Origin of the sequence: Streptomyces prunicolor (assembly GCF_045162825.1) — a bacterium.
GTDB lineage: Bacteria > Actinomycetota > Actinomycetes > Streptomycetales > Streptomycetaceae > Streptomyces > Streptomyces prunicolor.
Map to the genome: position 1 here is coordinate 9,844,385 of NZ_CP108676.1, position 26,515 is coordinate 9,870,899.

Genomic DNA, 26,515 nt, shown 5'->3' on the forward strand with positions numbered 1-26,515 from the left:
CCAGCACGGTCCGGATGCCAGGGTGCCTGACCCCCTGCTCCTAGGGGGCGAGTTGGGCCCGCAGCCACTCCTCCACCTCGCCCACATGCGAGGCCGCCGCCGCCCGTGCCGCCTCCGGGTCGTGGGCCACCAACGCCCGGTGGATCGCGGCGTGTTCGCGGCGGGTGCGGGCGAAGGCGCCCTCCTCCTGGTAGCCGCGCCAGACGCGGGCCCGGAACGTTCGGGACGACAGGCCCTCCAGGATCGCGGCCATGGTGTCGTTGCCGGCGGCGGCGGCGATCTCGCGGTGGAAGGCGAGGTCGTGGGCGAGGATCTCCTCGGGGTCGTCGGTGGCGTTCATCGCCGTGAGGTGTTTCTCGACCTCGGCCAGCTGGTCCGGGGTGATGCGGGCGGCGGCCAGAGCTGTCGCCGTCGACTCCAGGATGCGGCGGACTTCCAGCAACTCCACCAGACCCGGGCCGCGTGACAGGTCGGCGACGACACCGAACGTCTCCAGCAGGTCGCCGGCCTCCAACTGCGTGACGTAGATGCCCGATCCGTGCCGCGCCTCCAGCACGCCCAGCACCGTGAGCGCGCGGATCGCCTCGCGCATCGAGCTGCGGGAGATGCCCAGTTGGGCCGCGAGATCGCGCTCGGTGGGCAGCCGCTGGCCCGGCTCCAGGCGGCCCTCGCCGATCAACGCCTTGATCGAGTCGATGGCGCGCTGCGTCACCGTGCCCTTCGGCGGAGCGGCCACCGGGTCCGTCTCGCTCGGCAGGGTCTCGTCCACGCCACTCCTCCTGTCGCCGGTCCGCGCAGTCTAGCCACGGATGTGGTCCGACCACTACGGCCCGAAACTGCGAAAATTTGGCTCCTGAGGGTGTTGCAGCCCCGAAGTGGTCTGATAAATATTCCGGCAACTGCTCGAACCCGCTCGATGAGGAGCCCGACAGATGGCCGGCAGCACAGTGCGGAACGGACGGCAAGGCAGACGACTGACCGCGTGGGCGGTGCGTGCGACGGCGGCGGCCGCGTGCGGCACCCTCGCGCTCACGGCGTGCGGCAGCACCAAGGACACCGGGGCGAGCAGCGCCGGCGGCAGCGGTGGTACCGGCAAGGTGGGGGTGATCCTGCCGCTGCTGACCTCGCCGTTCTGGCAGTCGTACAACGACTACGTGCCGAAGATGGCGAAGTCCGAAGGTGTCCAGGCGCTGAAGACGGTCAACTCCAACAGCGACCCCTCGCAGCAGATCACCGACATCAACAACGAGCTGAACCAGGGCGTCAAGGGCCTGGTCGTCGCCCCGCTGGACAGCGCCGCCATCGAAGCCGGCCTCGACCAGGCCGAGCGCAAGGGCGTGCCGGTCGTCGCGGTCGACGTGGCGCCCGACAAGGGCAAGGTCGCGATGGTCGTGCGCGCCGACAACGTCGCGTACGGCGAGAAGGCCTGCGAGTACCTCGGGGCGCACATCACCAGCGGCAAGGTCGTGCAGATCATGGGCGATCTGGCGTCCGTCAACGGCCGTGACCGGTCGGAGGCGTTCAGGGCCTGCGTGAAGAAGAAGTACCCGAAGCTCAAGGTCCTGGAGATCCCCGCCAAGTGGGAGTCCGACACGGCCGCCTCCAAGCTCGACACGCTGCTCAACGCCAACCCGGACATCAAGGGCATCTACATGCAGGCGGGCGGCGTCTACCTCGCGCCCACCCTCCAAACCCTCAAGTCCAAGGGCCTGTTGAAGAAGGCGGGCCAGGCCGGACACATCGCGATCGTCTCGAACGACGGCATCCCGCAGGAGTTCGACGCGATCCGCAAGGGCGAGATCGACGCCACCGTGTCCCAACCGGCCGACGCCTACGCCAAGTACGGCATGTACTACATCAAGGCCGCGATGGCGGGGAAGACCTTCAAGCCCGGCCCCACCGACCACGACTCCACGATCGTCAAGCTGCCCAGCGGCATCCTTGAGGACCAGCTCCCCGCGCCGCTGGTCACCAAGGACAACGTCGACGATCCCAAGCTCTGGGGCAACACGGTCAAATGAGCAGCCCACTGACCACTCCGCTGGTGGAGGCGACGGGAATCGTCAAGCGCTACGGCCCCACCGTCGCCCTCGCCGACGGCCGGCTCACCGTACTGCCGGGCGAGTCCCACGCCCTCGTCGGACGCAACGGCGCCGGCAAGTCCACCCTCGTCACCGTCCTCACCGGACTCCAGGCCCCCGACGAGGGCACGGTCCGCTTCGACGGCGAGCCCGCGCCCCCGCTCACGGACCGCGACGCCTGGCGCGGCAAGGTCGCCTGCGTCTACCAAAAGCCCACGGTCGTCCCGGAGTTGACGGTCGCCGAGAACCTCTTCATCAACCGTCAGCCGCAGTCCCGGGGCGGCATCATCAGCTGGCGCCGGCTCCGCACCGAGGCCGCCGAACTCCTCGACACCTGGGACGTGCACGTCGACCCCGAGGTGCGCACCGCCGACCTCAAGGTCGAGGACCGCCAAATGGTGGAGATCGCCAGGGCGTTGAGCTTCGGTGCGCGGTTCATCGTCCTCGACGAACCGACCGCGCAGCTCGACAACCGGGAGATAGAGCGCCTCTTCACACGGATGCGGGCGCTCCAGGAGTCCGGTGTTACCTTCCTGTTCATCTCGCACCACCTCCAAGAGGTGTACGAGGTGTGCCAGACCGTCACCGTGCTGCGCGACGCCCGCTGGATCACCACCGCACCGGTCGCCGACCTCCCGCGCCGGGCCCTGGTGGAGGCCATGGCGGGGGAGTCGATCGCCGAACTGGAGGTCCAGCTGCGGGAGTTGGACGAAGCGGCACCCGTCCTCCTCGACGCACGAGGGCTCACCTCCGAGTCGTACGAGAACGTCGACCTCACCGTTCGTCGCGGCGAGGTCGTCGGACTCGCCGGGTCCAGTGGCAGCGGCAAGGTCGAACTGGCCGAGTCCTTCACCGGGTTGTACACGCCCACGGGCGGCACCGCTCATCTCGACGGCGAGAAGCTGCCGTTCGGGGATGTGCAGGCGGCTCTGAAGGCCGGGGTCGGCTGTGTGCCGCGTGACCGGCACGGGCAGGGGCTGGTCTTCGGCATGTCCATCGGGGACAACGCCACGATGACGGTCCTGGACCGGCTCGGCCGGTTCGGGTTCGTCGGCACCGAGCGCAAGCGCGCGTTCGCCACCGAGCTGATCGACCGGCTCGACATCCACACCGAGGGCCCCGAACAGCCCGTCGCCGACCTGTCCGGCGGCAACGCGCAGAAGGTCGTCATGGCCCGCGCGCTGGCCTCCGACCCCAGGCTGCTGGTCCTCATCAACCCCACCGCGGGCGTCGACGTGAAGTCCAAGGAGTCACTGCTCGCCCGCATGGACAGCGCCCGCGACGACGGCACCGCCGTGCTCGTCGTCTCCGACGAACTCGACGACCTGCGGCGCTGCGACCGCGTCCTCGTCCTCTTCCACGGCCGCGTCGTCGCCGAGCATCCGGCGGGCTGGCGCGACCACGAGCTGATCGCCTCCATCGAAGGAGTGGACCATGGCTGACACCAAGGCGGCCCCGGCGCTCGCCGCACCCCGCACCGCCGGGGCGCGCTCGGCCCGGACGGTCCTGCTCCGCCGGGCCCGTGAACTCGCCCTCGTACCAGCCCTGTTTGTGCTTCTTGTGCTCGGCGCGATCGTCAACGACTCGTTCCTCACCGAACGGAACCTGATCTCCATCCTGGGCGCCTCCGCCGCCCTCGCGATGGTGGTCCTGGCCGAGTCGCTGATCCTCATCACCGGCAAGATCGACCTGTCGCTGGAGTCGGTGGTCGGCATCGCGCCCGCCATCGGCGCCCTGCTGGTCCTGCCGGCCGCCGAGTCCGGCTGGGGCACGGAGTGGTCGGCCCCGCTCGCCCTCGTCGCGATCCTCGTGGTCGGCGGGATCATCGGCGCCTTCAACGGCATCCTCGTGGTGAAGTTCAAGCTCAACGCCTTCATCGTCACCCTCGCCATGCTGATCGTGCTGCGCGGTCTGCTGGTCGGCGCCACCAAGGGCAAGACGCTGTTCGGCATGCCCGACTCCTTCTTCACCCTGGCCACCAGCACCTTCCTGAACGTCCCGATGTCGGTGTGGCTGGCCGCGGTCTGCTTCGCGATCGCCGGGTTCGTGCTCAAGTACCACCGCGTCGGCCGCGCCCTCTACGCGATCGGCGGCAACCAGGAGGCGGCCCGCGCGGCCGGCATCCGCGTCGACCGGATGCTCCTCGGGGTCTCCGTCGTCGCCGGCGTCCTCGCCTCGGTGGGCGGCATCATGCAGACCGGTTACGTCGGCGCGATCAGCGCCAACCAGGGCAACAACATGATCTTCACCGTGATGGCGGCGGCCGTCATCGGCGGCATCAGCCTCGACGGCGGCAAGGGCACCATGTTCGGCGCCCTGACGGGCGTACTCCTCCTGGGAGTTGTCCAGAACCTCCTCACCCTCGCCCAGGTCCCGTCCTTCTGGATCCAGGCCATCTACGGCGGGATCATCCTGGTCGCCCTCATGATCGCCCGCGTGACGACCGGCCGCGCCCAGGACTGACCCACCGGCCTCCGGCACCCGCACGGCACCGGATCCCTGTACCCGACCGAAAGGCCCTCCGTGTCCCCGATCCCCGCCCGCGTCATCGCGGTCGACACCTACGACATCCGTTTCCCCACCTCGCGTGAGTTGGACGGCTCCGACGCGATGAACCCGGACCCCGACTACTCGGCCGCGTACGTCGTGCTGCGCACCGACGCGGCGGACGGGCACGAGGGGCACGGGTTCTCCTTCACCATCGGGCGGGGCAACGAGGTCCAGGTCGCCGCGATCGACGCGCTACGGGACCATGTGATCGGACGCTCGGTCGACGAACTCTGCGCGGATCCAGGGTCGTTGAACCGCGAGCTGATCGGCGACAGTCAACTCCGCTGGCTGGGGCCCGAGAAGGGCGTGATGCACATGGCGATCGGCGCCGTGATCAACGCGGCCTGGGACCTCACCGCCAAGCGCGCCGGCAAGCCGCTGTGGCAGCTCCTCGCCGACGCCGACCCCGAATGGCTCGTCAGCCAGATCGACTTCAGGTACATCACCGACGCGCTCACCCCGGACGAGGCCCTCGACATCCTGCGCCGCGGCAGGGCGGGCGCGGAGGGCCGGAGGAACATCCTGTCGGAGCGCGGCTTCCCCGCGTACACCACCTCCGCCGGGTGGCTCGGCTACGACGACGAGAAGCTCACCCGGCTCGCGGCGCAGGCCGTCGCCGACGGTTTCCGGCAGATCAAGCTGAAGGTCGGCGCGGACCTCGACGACGACATCCGGCGTTGCCGGGTGGCCCGTTCGGTGGTCGGGCCCGACATCCGGATGGCGATCGACGCCAACCAGCGCTGGGACGTGGCCGAGGCGATCCGCTGGACCAAGGCCCTCGCCGAGTTCGACCCGTACTGGATCGAGGAACCCACCAGCCCCGACGACGTGTTGGGCCACGCCACCATCCGCGCCGCCGTCGCCCCGGTCAAGGTCGCCACCGGTGAGCATGTCCAGAACCGCATCGTGTTCAAGCAGTTGCTCCAGGCCGGCGCCCTCGACGTCCTCCAGATAGACGCGGCACGCGTCGGCGGAGTCAACGAGAACCTCGCGATCCTGCTGCTCGCCGCGAAGTTCGGTATCCCCGTCTGCCCGCACGCGGGCGGGGTCGGACTGTGCGAACTCGTCCAGCATCTCTCGATGTTCGACTACCTCGCCGTCTCCGGCACCACCGACGACCGCGTCATCGAGTACGTCGATCATCTGCACGACCACTTCCTCGATCCGGTGGTGATCCGCGAAGGTCACTACATGGCACCCACCACACCCGGGTTCTCGGCCACCATGCGGCCCGAGTCCATCGCGCGCTACACCTTCCCCGGCGGCACCTTCTGGGCCGCCGACCTCGACCGCCAGAAGGGACACGCGGCATGACCGACTTCGAGGGCCTCAAGGCCCTGGTCACCGGCGGCGCCTCCGGCATCGGCCGGGCCACCGCCGAACTCCTCGCCGAACGCGGCGCGTTGGTCGCCGTCCTCGACCTCGACCCCAGCAGCGTCGACAAGCCGCTGCTCGGCTACCGCGCCGACGTCACCGACGACGCCTCCGTACGACAGGCCGTCGCCGCCGCGGTCGCCGACCTCGGCGGACTCGACGTGGTGGTCAACAACGCGGGCATCGGTGCCCAGGGCACCGTCGAGGACAACGACGACGAGGAATGGCACCGCGTCTTCGACGTGAACGTCCTCGGCATGGTTCGCGTCGCCCGCGCCGCCCTCCCGCACCTGCGCGAGTCGTCGCACGCGGCGATCGTCAACACCTGCTCCATCGCGGCCACGGCGGGACTGCCCCAACGCGCCCTGTACAGCGCCACGAAGGGCGCCGTGTACTCCCTCACCCTCGCCATGGCCGCCGACCACCTGCGTGAGGGCGTCCGCGTCAACTGCGTCAACCCCGGTACGGCGGACACTCCTTGGGTCGGCCGCCTCCTCGACTCGGCCCCCGACCCGGCCGCCGAACGCGCCGCGCTGGCTGCCCGCCAGCCCTCCGGCCGCCTCGTCTCGGCGGCCGAAGTCGCGGGCGCCGTCGCCTACTTGGCGAGCCCGCTGTCCGGCGCCACCACCGGCACCTCGCTCGCCGTGGACGGCGGTATGCAGGGGCTGCGGCTGAGGCCGGTGGGCCAGTGAGCGCCCTCGGCAGCAGCGGCGTCGAGGTCGGCGGGCTCGGCCTCGGTACCGCTCCCCTTGCCAACCTGTTCACCGAAGTCACCGACGAGCAGGCGCACTTGGCCGTCGACACCGCCTGGCAGCAGGGCATCCGGTACTTCGACACCGCGCCCCACTACGGCATCGGCCTTTCCGAGCGCCGCCTCGGAGCCGCGCTGCGCGACCGCCCGCGCGCGGAGTACGCGATCTCCACCAAGGTCGGCCGACGCCTGGAACCCGTGGAGACGGTGACCGGCGACGACCTCGCCAACGGCTTCGCCGTGCCCGCCACGCTGCGCCGGGTCTGGGACTTCAGCGCCGACGGGATCCGCCGCACCCTGGACGCCAGCCTGGAACGGCTCGGCCTCGATCACGTCGATGTCGTCTACCTCCACGACCCCGACGACCACGCCGAACAGGCCTTCCGCGAGGGCTATCCGGCCCTGGAGAAGCTCCGCGCGGAGGGCGTCGTCGGCGCGATCGGCGCGGGCATGAACCAAGCAGAGATGCTCACCCGCTTCGTCCAGGACACGGACGTGGACGTGGTGTTGTGCGCGGGCCGCTACACCCTGCTCGACCAGAGCGCGCTCACTGAACTGCTCCCATCCGCCGTCGCTCGCGGCAAGTCGGTGGTCATCGGCGGGGCCTTCAACTCCGGTCTGCTGGCCGACCCGAAGCCGGACGCGACGTACAACTACGCCCAGGCACCAGCGGTGTTGCTGGACCGCGCCCTGCGCATGAAGACCGTGGCCGAGCACCACGGCATCACGCTGCGCGCCGCCGCCCTCGCCTTCTGCGCAGCTCATCCGGCCGTGGCGAGCGTCCTGGTCGGCGCCCGGTCGGCGGCCGAAGTACGGGACTGCGCCGAGCAGTTCACCACCGTCGTGCCCGCCGCGTTCTGGCAGGAGCTGCGGGACACAGGTCTCCTGTCGACGGATGCCCCCGTCCCTACCCAGGAGCCGTCATGAGAGTCGCCCTGCACACACAAGTCCGCCCCGACCGCATCGCCGAGTACGAAAGCGCCCATCACGACGTCCCCAAGGAACTCACCGCCGCGATCCGCGCCGCCGGTGCCACCTCCTGGACGATCTGGCGCAGCGGCACCGACCTCTTCCACGTCCTGGAATGCGACGACTACGCCCGCCTGCTCGCCGAGTTGGACCAGCTCCCGGTGAACGTCGCCTGGCAGGCGCGCATGGCCCAGCTCCTCAGCGTGGTGCACGACTACTCCGGCCAGGGCGCCGACGCGAGCCTGCCGGTCGTATGGGAGCTGCCATGACGGTCGACGCCCACCACCACGTCTGGGACCTGTCCGTCCGCGACCAGGACTGGATCACCGGCCCCGAACTCCAGCCGCTGCGCCGCGACTTCACCGTCACCGACCTCGCACCCGAGGCGCGCGCGGCCGGCGTCGACCGGACCGTCCTCGTCCAGACGATCACCGTCGCCGAGGAGACCCCCGAGTTCCTGGCCCTCGCCGACGCGCACGACCTGATCGCCGGAGTCGTCGGCTGGACCGACCTCACCCGCCCCGACATCGCCGACGAACTGGCCCGCCTGCGCGAACTCCCCGGCGGCCGTTACCTCAAGGGCATCCGCCACCAGGTACAGGGTGAGCCCGACCCGAACTGGCTGCTGCGCCCCGACGTACGCCGAGGCCTCACCGCCGTCGCCGACGCGGGACTCGTGTACGACCTGCTGGTCCTGCCCCACCAGTTCCCGGCCAGCGTCCAGGTGGCCGCATCGCTGCCGCAACTCGCCTTCGTGCTCGATCACTTGGGTAAGCCGCCCATAGCGTCGGGTCGGCTGGAGCCGTGGGAGACAGCCCTGCGCTCCCTCGCCGCGCTCCCCAACACGTACTGCAAACTGTCCGGCCTGGTCACCGAGGCCGACTGGAAGACCTGGCGCACGGAGGACCTGCACCCCTACGCGGACACCGCACTCGACGCCTTCGGCGCGAGCCGCCTGATGTTCGGCTCCGACTGGCCGGTGTGCACCCTGGCGGCGACGTACAGCCAAGTCGCGGACTCGGCGGGCGAGTTGACGGACGATCTCAGTGCGGCCGAACGCGCCGACGTCTTCGAGGGCACCGCCACCCGCGTCTACGGCCTCTGATCTCCCGTCGCCAACCGCGTCTACGGCCTCTGAGCCACCGCAGCCAACCGCGTCGGCGGCAGATACTCGCGCACGAACGTCCGCTCCCAGCACGCGCCCGTCTCCCGCAACTCCCGCCAGCTCGTGTACCGGTAGCGGAAGAGACGGGCACGGACGTAGCGCGGGGGCGTGTCCGGCGGGAACGGGGAGCTGTGTAGGAGCCGTAGCGTGTCGCGGTCGTTCTCCAGGAGGCGTTCCACCAGGGCGCCGAACCACGGCTCCGCATAGCCGGGGGAGAGAGCCGCGAACCACATCATCCAGTCCAGCCGCAGGTGGTACGGCGCGAACTGGCGTGGCCAGCGCCGTGGATCGCCGGGCTTGCCCCTGAACTCGTACTCCCGCCAGTCGGAGTCCTCGCGGGGTACGGCGTCCGTCGTGCCCTCGATCACCACCTCGTGGCGGATACGACTGACCGTGCCGAACGCGCCGTAGGAATTGACCAGATGGAGCGGGTCGAAGGAGCGGTTCATGATCTGGCGGCGGGAGACCATGTTGCGGACCGGGCGGTGGCTGAGCCAGAGGAGGAGGGCGGCCACGGTGAGGACCACGGCCTCGTACCAGACGGGCGGGCCGGGTGCGGGCGGCGGTGTGTGCGGGAAACGGATCGCGGACAGGGCCAGCGTGATGGTGATCCAGTTCAGCCAGGAGAAGTTGCCGGACAGGACCAGCCAGAGCTGGGTGGCGATCATCAGGCACGCGGCTGCCGTCGCGATCGGCTGAGGGGTGAACAGGAGGACGGGTACGACGAGTTGAGTGAAGTGGTTGGCGGCCACTTCGACGCGGTGCAGTGGGCGTGGGAGGTGGTGGAAGAACCAGCTCAGCGGGCCCGGCATCGGCTGTGTCTCGTGGTGGAAGTCCAGGCAGGTCAGCTTCCGCCAGCACGCGTCGCCGCGCAGCTTGATCAGGCCCGCGCCGAACTCCACGCGGAAGAGGATCCAGCGGAGCAGGAAGAGCACCACGACCGGCGGGGCCACCTTGTCATTGCCCAGGAAGACGGCCAGGAAGCCGACCTCCAGCAACAGTGACTCCCAGCCGAACGCGTACCAGGTCTGGCCGACGTTGACGATCGACAGGTACAGCACCCAGGGGGCCAGCCACAGCAACATTCCGGCCCAGAGGGGGAGTTGGGAGTCGAGCCCGGCCGCCAGTGCCGCCGACACCGCGCAGCCCGTCCATGCGCAGGTCGCGAAGAAGCGGTCCGTGTAGTGGAGGTGGAAGATGCTCGGGGCCCGGCGGAAGGGCGTCAGGGCGAGGAGGCGGGGGATCGGCAGCATGCCGCGTTCGCCGATCAGCGGGCGGAACTGCCGGGCCGCCGTGAGGAACGCGACCAGGTAGACACCGGCCAGGGCCCGCTGGAAGACCAGTCGGCTCAGCCAGTAGTCGGGTGCGGTGAACCATTCCACGGCCGTGCGCTCCTCCCTCCATCGTCCGTCGTGCTTCAGCGGACCGCCCATCGTCGCGCTCAGCGAACCGTCGCTCTCCGTGTTCCGCGCCTCCGGTTGCGTAACCCAAGTGGGTGAAGCAGACAATAGTGGCGAATCACCCGGCTTGAGGCGGGAGCACACGGTGCGCATATCCACCGGAACCATCGCCACGGCCTGCGCGCTCTCGGCGACGCTCCTCGTCGCCGGGTGCGGCGGCGACGGCGGCAAGGACACGAAGTCGAGCGGCGAGGTCTTCCTGCAGCCCGTCGCGGCGCAGGGCCCCGACCCGTTCACGGACTCCACGGCCACCGCGCCGAGCACCCCATCACGGGTCACCCGAACGCCGCAGTCCACACCTACGGGGTCGACGCCGATGCGGCCGACGCCCATGGGGACCGTATCCGCCCCCTCCGGCCGTATGCGCACCGTCTCCGGCGCCACACCCGGCCTGTACGGCGGGACCGCGCGGAGCGGCAGTTGCGACGTCGAGCGACAGGTCGCCTATCTCACCGGCGACCAGGCCAAAGCGCGCGCTTTCGCGCAGGCCGAGGGGATCTCCCCGGGCGGGATCCCCGGATATCTGCGCGGGCTCACCTCGGTCGTGCTGCGCGCCGACACCCAGGTCACCAACCACGGGTTCCGGGACGCGCAGGTGACCGGGTTCCAGTCGGTCCTCCAGGCCGGTACCGCCGTCCTCGTCGACAACCGGGGCGTGCCCCGGGTCCGCTGCGCCTGCGGCAACCCGCTCAAGGCGGGCGCGGCGAGCGGGAGTGCTGCGGGCAACAGCGGCAGGCCCTGGTCCGGGTTCCGGCCCGCCGAGGTGGTCGTCGTGACCCCGGCGCCCCAGGTGATCACCAACATCACGATCATCAACATCGTCGACAACACGTGGATCGAACGGCCCCTCGGTCATCGCGGGCCCCACCACGACCACGTCGTACCCCGGCCGCCGCACCTGACGCCGACCCCGACCCCGTCCCGTACGGGTCCGTCGCCGCGACCGCACGACAGCGGGTCCAGCGCCTCACCCGGCGACACGAGCCCCTCGACCGGTAGCGGTACAAGCCCCTCCCCGAGCGACGGCCAGAGTGCCGCCCCGGAGAAGTCGGCCACCGACTGCGTCACCCCGACCGTCACCGTGACCCCGGGCGCGACCGGCGACCCGGCGGCCCAGGTCCCGTCCCCAGGTGCCACGGACTGCCCCGCCGCCACCGTCACGGCCACCCCGACGACCAGCCCGCCCGGCACCACGCTCACACCGTCGCCGCGCGGCACCACCCCGAGCGCCGAGTCGCACGTACCGGATCCGTCCCGGGATCAGGGCTCCCCGGACGAGATCGGTCCGCCGACCGTCCCCGAGACCCCTGACCTGCCCGACGGCGGCGGGCTGATCCCCGACGACACCACCACCGGCAGCATCTTCGACAGCCCCACGAGCGTGTTCGACGGCTGATAGCGCACGCGGCGACAGCCGGCCGTACCCGCAGTGGCAGCCGGCCGTACCCGCAGTGAGAGCCAGCCGTACCGGTAGCGACAGCCGGCCGCATCCGGAGCCGTCGTAGCGCTCGGAGAAGTCGAATAATCGGGCAAATCCTGGCAAGGTGGGCCGCATGGTTGATCGGGGAGCGAGCGCCCTGTCAGTCCCGGACGACTGGCCCGCCCACCCGGACCCGATCCTGGCGCTCAACCGCATGGGCAGCTTCGACTGGGACCTGGACAACGGCCTGTTCCACATGGACGCCCAGGCCCACGAGGTCTTGGACCTGCGCCCCGACGAATACGACGGACACCCCGAGAGCCTCGCGGTCCGGGTACCGCCGCCGGAGGGCTACCGGCTCGACGGCATCGTCTCCCAGGCCATGAAGGACGGCAGCGAGAACTACGGCGCCTACTTCCGGATGCGGCTGCGCGACGGCACCCTGCGCTGGACCCACACCCAGGGCTACATCCGGCGCGACGACACCGGCCGCCCGCGCCGGATCATCGGCATCATCCGGGACGCCACCCAGGAACTAGCCGAGAGCGCGGCCCGCCGTGAACAGGCCGCCCAGGACGCGGCCCGGCGCCGGCAGACCAACGTCGTCCAGCTCACCACCGCCGCCCTCGCGCACGCCCGTACCGTCCAGGACGTCATCGACGTCCTCAAGGACACCCACGGTCTCGTCCACCTCGGCGCGACCAGCCTGGTCATGGGCCTGGTCGAGGCCGGCCGTATCCGCCTGGTCGCCGAAGGGCCGGAGGGCAGCTTCGTGCCCGGTACGGAGGTCACCCGGATCGACGAGCAGTACCCGATGGGGGAGGTCGTACGGACCCTCGCGCCGGCGTTCATCGAGTCCCCGGAGGAGTTCGCCGAGCGGTACCCGCTCCTGTGGCCGCACATCACCGAGCTGAACATCACCGCGGCCGCCTATCTCCCGCTGATCGCCCAGGCACGGCCGATCGGCGCGATGGGGCTGCTCTACAACGACCGGAGCGGTTTCACGGCGGACGAGCGCAACGTGCTCGTCGCGCTGGGCAGCAGCATCGCGCAGAGCCTGCAGCGCGCGATGTTCTACGAGCAGGAGAAGGACCTCGCGCAGGGCCTCCAGCAGGCCATGCTGCCGCGCGCGATCCCCAGCGTCCCGGGCGCCGACGTCGCCGTCCGCTACCGGTCCGCGAAGCTCGGGCGGGACATCGGCGGCGACTGGTACGACCTGATCCCGCTGCCGGGCGGGCGGGTCGGCGCGGTGATCGGCGACGTCCAGGGCCACGACACGCACGCCGCCGCCGTCATGGGTCAACTGCGCATCGTCCTCAAGGCGTACGCCGCCGAGGGACACACCCCGGCCACGGTGATGGCCCGCGCCTCCGTCTTCCTCCACGAACTCGACACCGACCGCTTCGCCACCTGCCTCTACGCCGAGGCCGACCTGTCGACCGGAGTGATCCAGGTGGTCCGGGCCGGCCATATCGACCCGCTGGTGCGGCAGTTGGACGGGACCTGCCGCCGGATGACCGTCGCGGGCGGGCTGCCGCTGGGTCTCTCCGCGGAGTTCGGGCGGCTCGAATACCCCGTCTCCACCGTCGAACTCGACCCCGGCCAGACCCTGTTGCTGTGCACCGACGGCCTCGTCGAACAGCCCGGGGCCGACCTCGACGAAGGCATGCAGACCCTCGCCGCGCTCATCGCCTCCGGCCCCGACGATGTACGCGACCTCGCCGACCTGCTGATCGACGTGGCCGAGGAGCGCGGCGGCGAGGACGACGTGGCGCTGCTCCTGCTGCGCCGGCGCGGCCTGGACGCCCCGCAGTCCGGCGGGCGGCTCCAGCAGCATGTGGCTCCCGGTGACTCCGAGGCCCTCACCGAGGCGCGGCACATGATCCGGGCCGCGACCCGCGCCTGGGGCGCCGGTGAACGCTCCGACGAGGTGGAACTGGTCGCCGACGAGCTGATCACCAACGCGCTGATGCACACCGAGGGCTCCGCGATCGTCACCCTCAGGGTCCTCAACGGCCCTGACCGTCGCCTGCGCGTGGAGGTCGAGGACTCCTCCAGTGCCCTCCCGCGCCGCCGCGAGGCGGGCGAGGACGGTGTCTCGGGGCGCGGCCTGCTCCTCGTCGACCTGCTCACGGACGTGTGGGGCGTGGAGGCGCGCGGCAGCGGCAAGTGCGTGTGGTGCGAGTTCCTGGTCCCGGACCGCACCTGAGCCGACTTGAGCTGACCCCATGGACCTCTGATGGCACCCTGGACGTATGCCGGAACTTCCCGAGGTCGAAGCGCTGAAGGACTTCCTGACCGAACACCTCGTCGGCCACGAGATCGTACGGGTGCTGCCCGTCGCCATCAGCGTCCTGAAGACGTACGCCCCTCCCCTCACGGCGCTGGAGGGACACGAGGTGGTGGCCGTGCATCGGCACGGCAAGTTCCTGGACGTCGAGACGGACGGCGGCCCGCACTTCGTCACCCACCTGGCCCGTGCGGGCTGGCTGCACTGGAAGGATCGCCTCCCGGACGGCCCGCCCCGCCCCGGCAAGGGCCCCCTCGCGCTCCGCGTGGCCCTGGAGACCGGCGAGGGCTTCGACCTCACGGAAGCGGGCACGCAGAAGCGCCTGGCGGTGTACGTGGTCGCCGACCCGCAGGAGGTCCCGGGCGTCGCCCGCCTCGGCCCCGACCCGCTCGCCGACGCCTTCGACGAGCCGGCCTTCACCGCCCTCCTGAAGGACGAACGCCGTCAGCTCAAGGGCGCCCTGCGCGACCAGACCCTGATCGCGGGGGTGGGCAACGCGTACAGCGACGAGATCCTGCACGCGGCGAAGATGTCCCCGTTCAAGCTCGCGTCGTCCCTGACCCCGGCTGAGACCCACACGCTCTACACAGCCCTGCGCACCACCCTCACGGAGGCCATCGAGCGCTCGCGGGGTGTGGCGGCAGGCCGCCTGAAGGCGGAGAAGAAGAGCGGCCTGCGCGTCCACGGCCGCACGGGCCGGCCCTGCCCGGTCTGCGGCGACACCATCCGCGAGGTCTCCTTCAGCGACTCCTCCCTCCAGTACTGCCCGACCTGCCAGACGGGCGGCAAGCCACTGGCGGACCGCAGACTGTCGCGGCTCCTCAAGTAGCCACCAGGGCGCGCCCGTTGCGTCCCGCCGACTACCAGGGCACCCCCGTCCCGTCCCACGACACGAACCGCCCCGTGGGCCCGTCGTCCGGCAGCAACGCCAGATCCACGGCACCCCGCGCCGCCTCCGCTGGATCCCCGTCGCTCGCGGCGGCCCGTTCGTTGAGGTCCGTCGCCCGTAGGCCGGGGGCGAGGGCGTTCACCTTGAAGCCCTCGGCCGCGAGGGACTGGGCGTAGAAGAGGGTCAGGGCGTTGAGCGCCGACTTCGACGAGCGGTACGCGGCGCCCGCCCCGGTGTGGGCGGCGAACTCCCGGTCCGGGTCGGCGCTCCAGGTCAGGGAGCCGGTGCCGCTGGAGATGTTCACGATGCGGGGACGCGGGGAGCGGCGCAGGGCCGGGAGGAAGGCGTTGGTGACCGCCAGGACTCCGAAGACGTTCGTCTCGTAGGTGCGGCGGAAGTCGTCGAGGTCCGCCTTCGGCGGGGACTCCCCGCCGACCATGACGCCGGCGTTGTTGACCAGGACGTCCAGGGTGTCCACCTGTTGTGCGGCCGCCGCGATGCTGTCGGCGTCGGTGACGTCGAGGACCAACAGCCTTGCGCCGCCGCCCAGTTCCTTGACGGCCCGCTCGCCCCGGGCCGCGTCGCGCGAGCCGACGTGGACCGTGAATCCCTCGGCGACGAGCAGGCGGGCGATCTCCTTGCCGATGCCCTTGTTCGCGCCGGTGACCAGTGCTGTGGAATCGTTCATGGGGACGACGATTCCGCAGTCGCCGCCGCCGAACCAGGGACAACCGATCCCTGGCAGCCGGAGGGAGGCACCGTGACCGACAGGCACGAACTGGCCCGATTTCTGCGCGGGCGGCGGGAGTTGCTGGTGCCCGCCGATGTGGGGCTGCCCGGCGAACCGTCCCGGCGGACCCTCGGGCTGCGCCGGGAGGAGGTCGCCGAGCTGGCCCACATGTCCGTCGACTACTACGCCCGGTTGGAACAGGCCCGGGGTCCGCGTCCCTCGCCCCGCATCCTGGACGCCCTCACCGGAGTGTTCCGCCTGACCCCGGCCGAGCGGACCCATCTGTTCCGGCTGGCGGGGACGCAGGTGACGCCTCTCGCCGCGCCGGTGCGGACCGTCCGGCCGCATGTGGCGGCCTTGTTGGATCGCATCCCCGACACGGCGGCCATCGTCACCGACGCCACCTACGACGTCATCGCCTGGAACCCGCTGGCGGGTGCCTTGTTCGGCGGCGGCGATCTCGACGCGCGGCCGAACCTTGCCCGTCGCCGCTTCCTGGGGCGCCCGACGGAGAGTTCGAGCGCCGAGGAGTTCGGGTACGTCCTCGTCGCCCGGCTGCGCCGAGCCGCCGACCGCTACCCGCACGACCCGGGACTCGCCCGCCTGCTGGCCGAACTGCGCTCAGGCAGCGAGGAGTTCGGGCAGATCTGGGAGACGGACCCGGTGCACGCCCCCGGGCATCGCACCAAGACCCTCACTCACCCGGAGGCGGGCCGGTTGCGGGTGAACTGCGACGTGCTCACCGTCCCGCACGACGACCAGCAGGTCGTCTTCGTCACCGCGGACCCGGGGACCCCCTCCGCACGGGCCATGCGGCAACTGGCCGCCGCAGGACGGGACTTCAGCGCGAGATGACCTCAGTGCGAGGTGAGCCGTACCAACTGCTGTCCGTCGGCCGTCCGCACGTCGTAGTGGTCGATCTCGGTGGGGTGCATCGCCGCGCCGCCCTCCATCGTGATCATCGTCGCGTCGTGCTCGGGCACCATCCAACTGGTCACGGTCTGCTCGGAACCGTCGCGGCCGACGACCACGAGGCGACAGGACCGGGGGCCCGCACCGTCCTTGATCTTCAGGGACACATCACTGCCGTAGTTCTCGTTCGCGGCCGTGACCTGCGCCCACACGCCCGACTTCGCGTCGGTCGCGGTGAGTTGTACGGCACTGTCGCCGTGCGCGGCGAGGGTCGCCACCGCGGGCCCGCCCACGGCGAACACCACCGACGCGGCCACGGCGTACAGAAACCGCCGCCGTCCGGCCCGGTGCCGCGAGGCCACCTCGCCGAGCAACCGGTCCAGCATCCGCGGGCCGGGTTGTGCCATGGGGTGCACAGAGCGCGGCGTCGCACGCCGGTACAGCATCATCTGCCGTGAGGCGGGACCGAATTCGGTCACATGAGCCGCGCAACTGGTGCACTCCATGAGGTGATCCTCGAAGCGGAAGGCGTCCGCCTCGTCCAGCACGCCGAGCGCGTACGCGCCGACGTCGCGATGCCTTTCCAGGGACCTCATGCCGAATCCTCGTGCCGTTAGGTGCGGGTGGGGTTACTCGTTGCTCCCATCGGTACGCACCAGCAAGCCGAATCACTCAAGGCACACACAGAATCGCAACCAACAGTTCGGAGCGGGTGGGCGCATGGATTGGTCCCGTTTCAAAAAAGATGGATGGCGAGATGGCCGAGCGGCAGTCCCAGCTGCCAGGCGGGCGTCCAGACCTTGGGTCCGTCGTCCTCGCCGGTCACCGAACCGCCTCCCGGACCCGGTACCGCGTCCAGGTCCGGCGCGAGCAGTTCGGTCTCCTCCAGCCAGCGCCAGGCGGCCTCCGCGAGCGCCAGGTCCGGGGCGTCCGCGCCGGATTCGGCGGCCTCGACCGTCAACTTGGACATACGTTCCGCGACCCAGTCCTGCCACGGCTGGTCGTACGCCGTGAGCGAAAGCCAGGTCTCCAACTGGGTCACCACTCGGATACCGGACAATTCACCGTCCGTGTCGGAGAGAAAGATGGTCAGCGCCAGCGCGTCCCGTCCCGCGCGGAACTCGAAGGACGTCGGCGGCATCAGGTCGCCGGTCCGCAGCAACTCGTCGGCGATGTACTCGGCGTACAGCCACGCCATGGGGACGGTGAGCTCACCGCCACCGGTGCCGTCCGTGCTCTCTTGCCCTCTGTGCAGCATCCCTTCCTGCCTTCCTCCGGTGCGTGCGCGTCGCCCGGCCCGGGGTTCCGTCAGGAACCCCGAGCCCCCCAGTCCGGAACACGGATGAGGACAGCCGATTACTCAACCGGCTTCTGAGCAAGGCGCTTTACGGAGGTTTGACCAATGGATTGGTTTCATCGCAGGTCGGCCGCATAACCCGGAAGCACCCGGCGCAGGGCGCGCAGCGCGTAGTACGCGCGGGACTTCACCGTACCGGGCGGAATTCCGAGGGTCGCCGCGGCTTCCGCCACACTCGCCCCTTGGAAGTACACGAGCACCAGGACTTCACGGTGCTCCGGAGTGAGTGTCTTCACAGCCTCCCGCACATCGAGCGTCGCCGCCGACCGTTCCGCGTGATCGGCGCATACGCGTGCGTTCTCCAGCACCGCGTCCCCGACCTCGGGCGGTCGCGCCTGCCGGGCCCGGCGCGCGTCGATGGCGAGCCGCCGGCCCACCGTCAGCAGCCAGGGCCGTACGGACTCGAAGGCGTCGGCGCGCAGCGCCTCGGGGTGCTGCCAGGCCCGTACGAGGGTCTCCTGGATGAGATCCTCGGCGCGCTGGCGGTCGCCGTCGCAGAGCCGGAGCAGCAGCGCGAAGAGCGGCCTGCCGTGCTCGCGCTGCAGTGCGGCGAGCTCGTGCTCGGCGGTCGTTCCGTCTCTGAGCGTGGGTCCGGCCGTCATGGCCGTATGGCATCGCAGGGGGCGGCCCGGGGACAGGGGGCGCACGAGGGGCTTGCGGCGGACGGTCGATCGCGTCGACGAACGGTGCGACGAACGGTTCGCGCCGCCCGGCGATCCGCCGCACGCGCACACCGGACGGGTCATCAGAGGCCGGAAGTCGTTTGCGGGGGCGGTGAAGTTCATACCTATTGGTGGGTAAATATGACCACAGTGGGGTGAATTGATGATCGCACGCAGACAACAGGTGGCCGTCGCCGTGGCCGGCATTCTCACCGCGGCCGCCGCCTGCCAGGCCCAGCACCACACCTCGAAGGCGTCCGGCCGCCCGGCACCCCCCGCCGCCCACGGCTTCACCCTCGTCGCCGCCGGTGGCATCCTCCCGCACAGCTCCGTCCTCGACCGCGCCCGCTTCGACGCCGGCGGCACCGGCTACGACTTCCGGCCGATGCTCGCCGCGGTCCAACCCCTCGTCTCCCACGCCGATCTGGCGCTGTGTCATGTCGAGACCGTTTACGGCGACTCCACCGGCGCCGCGCCCCTCGCCGCCCCGCCCGAGGAGGCCCAGGGCCTCGCCGCGACCGGCTACGACAGCTGCTCCACCGCGTCCGGCCACAGCCTCGACGAGGGCACCGTCGGCATCCAGCGCACCCTCGACACCCTCGACCGCGCCGGCGTACGGCACACGGGAACGGCGCGCGCCGACGCCGAGGCGCGCACGGTCGCCCTGCTGCGCGCCGGGCCCGCGAAGGTCGCCCACCTCGCCTACACCGCCGACACGAACGGCGTCCCGCTCCCGCCGGCCGAGCCCTGGGCCGTCAACCTCCTCGACCCCGCGCGCGTCCTCGCCGACGCCCGGGCCGCCCGGCGCGCGGGCGCCGACGTGGTCGTCGTCTCCCTGCGCTGGGGCACCACGGGCCAGGCCGCGCCCGACCCGCAACAGGCGGCGCTGGCCGGTGAACTCACCGCCGCCCGCACCGACGGCCGCCCGGACATCGACCTGATCCTCGGCACCGACGCCCACACCCCGCAGCCGTACGAGAAGGTCAACGGCACCTGGGTGGTCTACGGGCTCGGCGACCAGATCACCGGCGCGATGTACGACAACGCGGGCACCCAGGACCCCGGCGGCAACCTGAGCACCGTCGGCCGCTTCACCTTCGTGCCGCCCGCCCGGCCCGGCGGCCGCTGGGAGGTGACGAAGGCGGAGTTCGTCCCGCAGTCGTTCGACATCGACGCGGGCCGGGTCATCGACGTCAACCAGGCGATCGGCCAGGGCGCCGACCTGACCGGTGACCGCGACCGCATCCGTGAGGCGGTGCTGAGTCGGGGCGCGGCGAAGGACGGGCTGGTGATGGGGAAGTAGCGGACGGTCAGTCCACGTCCACGTCCACGTGGTCGAAGGTCCTGAGGATCTCGGTGAGCACCCGCACGCACGCGCTGACCTCGGCGTCGGTCAGATCGCCGCCGACCTGGCGGTTCAGGTGGTGCTCGCGGCCGAGGACGGACGTGATGACGGCGCGGCCCTCCTCCGTGAGCCGGATCAGGGAGGACCTCTGGTGGGCGGGGTTGGGTGTGGCCTCCACCCAGCCCTGGACCGACGCCTCGTTGACCATACGCTGCACGAACTGCCTGCTCAGGGCCTGGGTCCGGCCCATCTGGGGCACGGTCATGGGCCCGTGCTGTCGCAGGAGGTCCAGTACGGCACGTACGCCGACGGAGACGCCCTCGACCGGTTCGCCCTGCTCGACCTTGCGCAGGGCGCGCCGGTAGAGCGGGCCGACGAGGTCGAACACCTCGGTGAGGCGGTGGCCGAGTTCGTCGGGGGAGAGGGGAGCGGGAGCCGGGGGAGTGGAGTCGTTCACGGCCACATCATGACACCTGGGTTGCCAAACTCCCGCCAGGATGACACCTTGGTTGTCATGACAGCTGCTTCGGAACTGAGCTTCTTCGCATCTGCCGACGGGGACCTCGCCTACCGCGACATGGGCACCGGCGACCCCGTGGTACTCCTCCACTCCGGCTTCGCCGACCACCGCGTCTTCGACGCCCAACTACCGTCCCTGGCCGCCGACTTCCGCGTCATCGCCCCCGACATCCGGGGCCACGGCTTCTCGGCCAACGCGAGCGAACCGTTCCGCTGGGCCGATGACCTGGCGGGTCTCCTGCGCCACCTCGACCTGGGACCGGCGGTTCTGGTCGGCCTGTCCATGGGCGCGGCCGTCGCGACCGACACCGCGATCGAGCACCCCGAACTGGTCCGCGCGATCGTCGTCTGTGGCGGCGGGACCAGCGCGTTCGAGTACAAGGACCCACAGCTGCTGGAACACACGGCCCGCGCCGGTCAACTGCTCGGCGCGGGCGACATCGAGGGCTGGCTGGACCACTTCCCCGAAGGCGTGGCGGGCCCGCGCCGCACGCCCGACGAGGTCGACCCGGCGATCCTGCGACGCCTGCGCGAACTGACCGCCCACACGATCTCCAAGCACACCCCGGGCGAGAAGGACTGGTACGTTCCGCTGACCGACCCGTGGTCCGGCGTCCCGAAGCTGGACGTCCCGGTCCTGGCCATCCACGGCGCAGCCGACTGGCCGGACGGCATCGCCATGGCCCAACGCTTCGCCGACACGGTCCCGAACGGCCGCTCCACGACCATCGAGGGCGCCGGTCACTACCCGAACATGGAGAACCCGGAACGCTTCAACGAGATCCTGACGGACTTTCTCGGCACGCTCTGACTGAGCGAGGCGACAGGCCGACCAGGGCGCAACCGCCCGCAGCTACGGCATCACCGCCGGGCTACGCACGGCCGCCGGTGGCTACGGCGTTACCGCCCGGCTCCGGCCCCATCACCACCGGCTATGGCACTACCGCCGGCGGTTACGGTGCCCCCGCCGGGCTGCGGCGCGGCCGCTGGCGGCTAGGGCGTCATCGCCCGGCGAGCGCTCCACCTTCACCATCTACGGCACGGCCGTCGGCAGCTTGGGCGTCGTCACCGCCTAGCCATCGCTCCGCCCCCACCGGCTACCGCACGACCGCCCGGCGGTTACGGCATCACCGCCGGGCCACGGCACCACCGTCACTGGCTACACGGTCACCGGCCACCGCCCCACCCCCACCGGTGACGCCACCACCGTCACCGCCCCCCCCCGCCCAACCGCCGGAGGCTACGGCACCACCGTCACCGGCCACCGCCCCGCCTTCACCAACCGCACCGCCACCGACCCGATGATCCGGTGCCCCGCCTGCTCCGAGGCGCCCACGATGACCGCGTCGGCCTTGAGTTCGTCGGCCGCCTTGACCAGGCCGCCGTAGGGGTCGCCGCGGAACGTGTGGAATTCCCAGCGGATGTCGAATATCCCCTTCACGCGCTCCGTCTCGTGGCGGATCTGGGCGACGAGGTTCTCGGCGATCTCGTCGGTCGTGTCGGCGACCGGTGCCCCCATGGCCGCACCCGCCGCCAGCACCGGCTGCACGTACACGAGGGCGAGCAGCGCGCCCTGGCGCCTGGCCAGGCCCGCGGCATATGCCGCGGCCCGGAGGGAGGAGTCGGAGCCGTCCACTCCGGCCACGATCACCTTGGGCCCGTCCGTGCCCCGCTCGAACTGAGTTGAGTGCTGTTCCGTCACGGCCGTGAGGCTATCGGAACCCGCAGGTCCTGAACCCGCCCGGGAGCGCTCGACGGGCGAGCCGCCCGCCCTGTTCCTACAGTCGGAACCATGACTGCCACGGTGGAGGTCGCCAGACCCAAGGAAGCCAAGGGTCCGATACGGCCACCCGGCAACGGGTTCCTCAGCCGGGTGCCCGAGGGTTTCGCGACCTTCTTCGGTGCCCTCGGCCTGCTCTGCGTCCTGCTCGCCTTCATCGCCCCGCTGCGCCGCGTACTGCGCCCCGTGGTCCGCTTCCTCGACCTGCTGATCGTCCCCGTCAGCGCCAACCTCGCCTACGCCGTCTTCCTCTTCCTGCTCGCCGCCGCGACCGCCGCCCGCAAGAAGATCGCCTGGTGGCTGGTCGTCGTCTACCTAGGCCTGCTGGTCCTGACCGACGCCCTCGGCGTGGCCCTGGGCCTGTACGCCGAGTCCCTCCCGTCGCTCATCGTGTGCGCCCTGCTGCTGGTTCTGCTGATCGTCGCCCGCAGGCAGTTCTACGCCGCCTCCCGCCGCGCCGCCGTACGACGAGCACTAGCCGTCCTCCTCGTCGGGCTCGCCGTCGGGATCCTGGCCGGCTGGGGGCTGGTCGCCCTGTTCCCCGGCACCCTCCCCACGAGCCAGCATCTCGGCTGGGCCGCCGACCGGGTCTGCGGCGGCCTGGTCTCCGGCCGCTCCTTCGACGGCCGCCCGCCCCGCGCCCTGTTCTTCCTCCTCGGCCTCTTCGGCGCGCTCGCCCTCCTCAACGCGGCCACCGTCCTCTTCCGCTCCCAACGCCTCGAAGCGGCCCTGCACGGCGACGAGGAGGACCGCATCCGCGCCCTCCTGAAGACCTACGGCGGTCACGACTCGCTCGGCTACTTCGCCACCCGGCGCGACAAGGCCGTCGTCTTCTCGCCCAGCGGCAAGGCCGCCGTCACCTACCGCGTCGAGGCCGGCGTCTGCCTCGCCAGCGGCGACCCGGTCGGCGACCGCGAGGCCTGGCCGCACGCTATCGCCGCCTGGCTGGACCTGGCCCGCCGCCACGGCTGGGCCCCCGCGGTGATGGGCGCCTCCGAGGACGGGGCGAAAGCCTTCGCCCGCGCGGGACTTGGCGCCCTGCAACTCGGCGACGAGGCCATCCTGCACGTCGCCGACTTCGACCTCTCGGGCCGCGACATGCGCGTCACCCGCCAGGCCGTGAGCCGGGTCCGCCGCGCCGGTGCCACCTGCCGCATCCGCCGCCACGCCACCCTCACCGACACGGAGATGGAGGAGGTCGTCGACCGCGCCGACGCCTGGCGCGACACCGAGACCGAACGCGGCTTCTCCATGGCCCTGGACCGCCTCGGCGACCCGGCCGACGGCGACTGCCTCCTCGTCGAAGCGCTGGGCGAGGACGGCAAGTTGCTCGCCCTGCTCTCCCTCGTCCCCTGGGGCGGCGACGGCGTCTCCCTCGACCTGATGCGCCGCGACCGCACCGCCCCCAACGGGGTCATGGAGTTCATGGTCGCCGAACTCTGCGCCGCCGCACCGAAGTTGGGCGTCCACCGGATCTCCCTCAACTTCGCCGTGTTCCGCTCGGCCTTCGAGGAGGGCGCCCGCATCGGCGCGGGCCCGGTGCTCCGCCTGTGGCGCCGCCTCCTGCTGTTCTTCTCCAAGTGGTGGCAACTGGAGGCCCTTTACCGCTCCAACGCCAAGTACCACCCCGAGTGGTACCCCCGCTTCATCTGCTACGGCGAGACCGCCTCCCTGGCCCGCATCAGCCTCGCCTCCGGCATCGCCGAGGGCTTCGTCTCCGTACCGTCGCTGCGCCAACTCTGGGGAAAGGGGCACCAGAAGAGCGGCCCGCGCCCCGCGACCACCGCGGACCTGCCGCCCCTGTCGGCGCTCGGCCTCGACGGCGAGGACGACGCCGACGGTCCGGAGAGCGGCCTGCCCGAACAGGTCCGCGTCCGGCACCACAAGCTCGACCGGCTCCGCGCCGCCGGAATCGACCCCTACCCGGTCGGCGTCCCGCAGCGCACCCACACCCTCGCCGAGGTCCGCACGGGAGACCAAGTCACCGTCGCCGGGCGGGTGATGCTCGTCCGCGACCTCGGCGGCATCGTCTTCCTCACCCTGCGCGACTGGTCCGGCGACCACCAACTCGCCCTCACCCGCGCCGAGTCGGGCCCCGGCCTCGACCGCTTCGTGACGGACACCGACATCGGCGACCACATCACCGCGACCGGCCGCGCGGGCACCAGCGACAAGGGCGAGCCCACCGTCTTCGTCACCTCCTGGCAGCTCACCGGCAAGTGCCTGCGCCCGCTGCCCGACAAACACCGCGGCCTCACCGACCCCGAGGCCAAGGTCCGCATGCGCTACCTCGACCTCGTCGCGAGCCCCGCCGCCCGTGACGTCGTCCGCGCCCGCTCCGCCGCCGTACAGGCCCTGCGCCAGGGCCTGTTGGAGCGCGGGTACCTGGAGGTGGAGACCCCGATGCTGCAACAGATCCACGGCGGCGCCAACGCCCGCCCCTTCACCACCCACATCAACGCCTACGACCTCGACCTGTATCTGCGCATCGCGCCCGAGCTGTACCTGAAGCGCCTCTGCGTGGGCGGCATGGAGAAGGTCTTCGAGATGGGCCGCACCTTCCGCAACGAGGGCGTCTCCTACAAGCACAACCCCGAGTTCACGATGCTGGAGGCCTACCAGGCGTACGCCGACTACGACGTGATGCTCGACCTCGTCCGCGAACTCATCCAGGGCGCGGCCACAGCGGCCTTCGGCACACCCGTCGCCCGCAAGGACGGCGAGGAGTACGACATCTCAGGTACCTGGCCCGTCAAGACCGTCCACGGCGCCATCTCCGAGGCGCTCGGCGAGGAGATCGACGCCGACACCGAACTGGCCCGCCTGCACCGGCTCTGCGACCGCGCGGGCGTGCCGTACGGCGCCGACGACGGGCGCGGGGACGTCGTACTGGAGATGTACGAACGGCTCGTGGAGGAACCGACCCGGCTGCCCACCTTCTACAAGGACTTCCCGACCGATGTCTCCCCGCTCACCCGCCAGCACCGCACCGACCCGCGGCTCGCCGAACGCTGGGACCTGGTCGCCTTCGGCACCGAACTCGGCACCGCCTACTCGGAGCTGACCGACCCCGTCGAGCAGCGCCGCCGGCTCACCGCCCAGTCGCTGCTCGCCGCCGGGGGAGACCCCGAGGCGATGGAGCTCGACGAGGACTTCCTCGACGCCCTCGAATACGCGATGCCACCCACCGGCGGACTCGGCATCGGCGTCGACCGACTCGTCATGTTCCTCACCGGTCTGACGATCCGTGAGACGCTGCCGTTCCCCCTCGTCCGGCGCCGCTGAGCCCGCGAACGCTGGGCCGGGCGGGTGTTTTCCTGCCGCCGCACCGGTGCTGCCGTGGGCCGTCGGGGCTCGTGCGGGCGACTGATGAGTCATGAAGAAGGATCAGTTGCTCACGCGCCGACGGGCCCTGCTCGCCGGCGCCGCCGCCGTCGGGGCGGCCGGCACCGCCGGTCTGCTGTACTCCGGACTCTCGGACGACGCCCCCGTCCGGGCCGCCGCCCCCGCCGCCGGACCCCCACCGCGCCTCGCCCGCAAACCCTCCTCCTACCGCCTCCAGCCCGTGGCCGGTTACGGCGCACCCCACGCCGCCCCCGCCCATGTCCCGGTGCGGCGCGAACCCTTCCTGCGCATGTCCGGACGCGGCAACACCATGGTGCTCACCTTCGACGACGGACCCGACCCCCGCTACACCCCGCACATCCTCGACACCCTCGCCGAGTACGACGTCCGCGCCACGTTCTTCGTGTGCGGCGAGATGGCCGACTGGAACCGCGACCTGCTCGCCCGCATGTCCGACGAGGGCCACGTCGTCGGCAACCACACCTGGTCCCACCCGCTGCTGACCAAGATGACCCGCGGTCAGATCCGCTCGGAGATGGAACGCACCAGCGACGTCATCGAGGACGCCTACGGTGAACGCCCCCAGTGGTTCCGCGCGCCCTACGGCGCCTGGAACCGGGCCGCCTTCCAACTCGGTTCCGAGCTGGGCATGGAACCCCTCGCGTGGACCGTCGACACCCTCGACTGGGACACCCCCGGCGTCCGCCACATCGTCGACGCGGTCGAGGACGGCGCCGCCCCCGGCATCGTGGTGCTCTCGCACGACGCCGGGGGCGACCGGACCCAGAGCGTGAAGGCGCTGCGCGAATACCTGCCGCACCTGCTCGACTCCGGCTACCACATGACGCTGCCGCGCCGCCGGACCACCACCTGACGCACCACCACCTGACGGGCTTTCGCCCGCCCGGCCGGGGAA

The 26,515-nt window shown here is 71.1% G+C and carries 24 protein-coding genes; 16 read left to right on the top strand and 8 right to left on the bottom strand.

Features of this window, described 5'->3' with window-relative positions; translation table 11 throughout:
• Nucleotides 1–40: 40 nt before the first annotated feature.
• Nucleotides 41–769: a FadR/GntR family transcriptional regulator gene (locus OG588_RS44500; protein ID WP_405952232.1), complete on the bottom strand. Its 729-nt coding sequence runs from the start codon at nt 767–769 to the stop codon at nt 41–43.
• Between the two features lie 163 nt (nt 770–932).
• On the opposite strand from OG588_RS44500, the gene OG588_RS44505 reads away from it, so the two are divergent.
• Genes OG588_RS44505 through OG588_RS44540 form a run of 8 tightly spaced genes read left to right on the top strand, consistent with a single transcriptional unit; the run spans nt 933 to nt 8,830 of the window.
• Nucleotides 933–2,021 (top strand): sugar ABC transporter substrate-binding protein, encoded by a 1,089-nt coding sequence (locus tag OG588_RS44505; protein ID WP_405952233.1) that lies wholly within the window; start codon nt 933–935, stop codon nt 2,019–2,021.
• On the top strand, nt 2,018–3,523 hold the full coding sequence (locus OG588_RS44510; protein WP_405952234.1) for a sugar ABC transporter ATP-binding protein: 1,506 nt from the start codon (nt 2,018–2,020) through the stop codon (nt 3,521–3,523). Before OG588_RS44505 ends, OG588_RS44510 begins: the two co-directional genes overlap by 4 nt.
• Nucleotides 3,516–4,544, top strand: coding sequence for an ABC transporter permease (locus OG588_RS44515; RefSeq protein WP_405952235.1), 1,029 nt, complete (start codon nt 3,516–3,518; stop codon nt 4,542–4,544). Before OG588_RS44510 ends, OG588_RS44515 begins: the two co-directional genes overlap by 8 nt.
• 60 nt (nt 4,545–4,604) lie before the next feature.
• Nucleotides 4,605–5,945 carry an L-fuconate dehydratase gene (locus OG588_RS44520; RefSeq protein ID WP_405952236.1) on the top strand — a complete coding sequence of 447 codons (1,341 nt, stop codon included), beginning with the start codon at nt 4,605–4,607 and terminating at the stop codon, nt 5,943–5,945.
• Entirely contained in the window at nt 5,942–6,697 is a 756-nt protein-coding gene (locus OG588_RS44525) for an SDR family NAD(P)-dependent oxidoreductase (protein ID WP_405952237.1), read from the top strand. The genes OG588_RS44520 and OG588_RS44525 overlap by 4 nt, the downstream gene beginning before the upstream one ends.
• Nucleotides 6,694–7,683 carry an aldo/keto reductase gene (locus tag OG588_RS44530; RefSeq protein ID WP_405952238.1) on the top strand — a complete coding sequence of 330 codons (990 nt, stop codon included), beginning with the start codon at nt 6,694–6,696 and terminating at the stop codon, nt 7,681–7,683. Before OG588_RS44525 ends, OG588_RS44530 begins: the two co-directional genes overlap by 4 nt.
• Nucleotides 7,680–7,994, top strand: coding sequence for an L-rhamnose mutarotase (locus OG588_RS44535; protein ID WP_405952239.1), 315 nt, complete (start codon nt 7,680–7,682; stop codon nt 7,992–7,994). Before OG588_RS44530 ends, OG588_RS44535 begins: the two co-directional genes overlap by 4 nt.
• Nucleotides 7,991–8,830, top strand: a complete 840-nt coding sequence (locus OG588_RS44540; RefSeq protein ID WP_405952240.1) for an amidohydrolase family protein — start codon at nt 7,991–7,993, stop codon at nt 8,828–8,830. The genes OG588_RS44535 and OG588_RS44540 overlap by 4 nt, the downstream gene beginning before the upstream one ends.
• Nucleotides 8,831–8,850: 20 nt before the next feature.
• Here OG588_RS44540 and OG588_RS44545 read toward each other — a convergent pair whose 3' ends face one another.
• Nucleotides 8,851–10,272, bottom strand: a complete 1,422-nt coding sequence (locus tag OG588_RS44545) for a lipase maturation factor family protein (protein ID WP_405952241.1) — start codon at nt 10,270–10,272, stop codon at nt 8,851–8,853.
• 163 nt (nt 10,273–10,435) lie between these two features.
• Between OG588_RS44545 and OG588_RS44550 the strand changes: the two genes are divergently transcribed.
• From OG588_RS44550 to OG588_RS44560, 3 genes are all read left to right on the top strand, one after another.
• Nucleotides 10,436–11,746, top strand: coding sequence for a DUF6777 domain-containing protein (locus tag OG588_RS44550; protein ID WP_405952242.1), 1,311 nt, complete (start codon nt 10,436–10,438; stop codon nt 11,744–11,746).
• Between the two features lie 157 nt (nt 11,747–11,903).
• The gene (locus tag OG588_RS44555; RefSeq protein WP_405952243.1) at nt 11,904–13,979 is read left to right on the top strand and encodes a SpoIIE family protein phosphatase; all 2,076 of its coding nucleotides are present in this window, start codon (nt 11,904–11,906) and stop codon (nt 13,977–13,979) included.
• A 46-nt stretch (nt 13,980–14,025) separates the two neighbouring features.
• Complete coding sequence (locus OG588_RS44560; RefSeq protein ID WP_405952244.1) at nt 14,026–14,889, top strand: Fpg/Nei family DNA glycosylase; 864 nt, start codon at nt 14,026–14,028, stop codon at nt 14,887–14,889.
• Nucleotides 14,890–14,920: 31 nt separating this feature from the next.
• Here the strand turns inward: OG588_RS44560 and OG588_RS44565 are convergent, their stop codons facing one another.
• Nucleotides 14,921–15,637 carry an SDR family oxidoreductase gene (locus tag OG588_RS44565; protein ID WP_405952245.1) on the bottom strand — a complete coding sequence of 239 codons (717 nt, stop codon included), beginning with the start codon at nt 15,635–15,637 and terminating at the stop codon, nt 14,921–14,923.
• 72 nt (nt 15,638–15,709) lie between these two features.
• On the opposite strand from OG588_RS44565, the gene OG588_RS44570 reads away from it, so the two are divergent.
• The gene (locus OG588_RS44570) at nt 15,710–16,534 is read left to right on the top strand and encodes a helix-turn-helix transcriptional regulator (protein ID WP_405952246.1); all 825 of its coding nucleotides are present in this window, start codon (nt 15,710–15,712) and stop codon (nt 16,532–16,534) included.
• Between the two features lie 2 nt (nt 16,535–16,536).
• Here OG588_RS44570 and OG588_RS44575 read toward each other — a convergent pair whose 3' ends face one another.
• From OG588_RS44575 to OG588_RS44585, 3 genes are all read right to left on the bottom strand, one after another.
• A complete protein-coding gene (locus OG588_RS44575; protein ID WP_019057581.1) occupies nt 16,537–17,187 on the bottom strand; it encodes a zf-HC2 domain-containing protein in 651 nt (216 codons plus the stop codon).
• A 140-nt stretch (nt 17,188–17,327) separates the two neighbouring features.
• Nucleotides 17,328–17,849 carry a hypothetical protein gene (locus OG588_RS44580; protein ID WP_366096809.1) on the bottom strand — a complete coding sequence of 174 codons (522 nt, stop codon included), beginning with the start codon at nt 17,847–17,849 and terminating at the stop codon, nt 17,328–17,330.
• Nucleotides 17,850–18,004: 155 nt separating this feature from the next.
• Nucleotides 18,005–18,550, bottom strand: coding sequence for a sigma-70 family RNA polymerase sigma factor (locus OG588_RS44585; RefSeq protein WP_405952247.1), 546 nt, complete (start codon nt 18,548–18,550; stop codon nt 18,005–18,007).
• A 223-nt stretch (nt 18,551–18,773) separates the two neighbouring features.
• Here OG588_RS44585 and OG588_RS44590 point away from each other — a divergent pair, with 223 nt between their 5' ends.
• Nucleotides 18,774–19,913, top strand: coding sequence for a CapA family protein (locus tag OG588_RS44590; protein ID WP_405952248.1), 1,140 nt, complete (start codon nt 18,774–18,776; stop codon nt 19,911–19,913).
• A 7-nt stretch (nt 19,914–19,920) separates the two neighbouring features.
• Here the strand turns inward: OG588_RS44590 and OG588_RS44595 are convergent, their stop codons facing one another.
• Entirely contained in the window at nt 19,921–20,412 is a 492-nt protein-coding gene (locus OG588_RS44595; protein WP_405952249.1) for a MarR family winged helix-turn-helix transcriptional regulator, read from the bottom strand.
• Nucleotides 20,413–20,469: 57 nt separating this feature from the next.
• Between OG588_RS44595 and OG588_RS44600 the strand changes: the two genes are divergently transcribed.
• Nucleotides 20,470–21,285: an alpha/beta fold hydrolase gene (locus tag OG588_RS44600; RefSeq protein WP_405952250.1), complete on the top strand. Its 816-nt coding sequence runs from the start codon at nt 20,470–20,472 to the stop codon at nt 21,283–21,285.
• A gap of 429 nt (nt 21,286–21,714) precedes the next feature.
• On the opposite strand, the gene OG588_RS44605 is transcribed toward OG588_RS44600, so the two are convergent.
• Nucleotides 21,715–22,176, bottom strand: coding sequence for a universal stress protein (locus OG588_RS44605; protein WP_405952251.1), 462 nt, complete (start codon nt 22,174–22,176; stop codon nt 21,715–21,717).
• 90 nt (nt 22,177–22,266) lie between these two features.
• On the opposite strand from OG588_RS44605, the gene lysX reads away from it, so the two are divergent.
• Entirely contained in the window at nt 22,267–25,539 is a 3,273-nt protein-coding gene (gene lysX / locus OG588_RS44610; protein ID WP_405952252.1) for a bifunctional lysylphosphatidylglycerol synthetase/lysine--tRNA ligase LysX, read from the top strand.
• A gap of 91 nt (nt 25,540–25,630) precedes the next feature.
• Entirely contained in the window at nt 25,631–26,473 is an 843-nt protein-coding gene (locus tag OG588_RS44615; RefSeq protein ID WP_405952253.1) for a polysaccharide deacetylase family protein, read from the top strand.
• Nucleotides 26,474–26,515 lie beyond the last annotated feature (42 nt).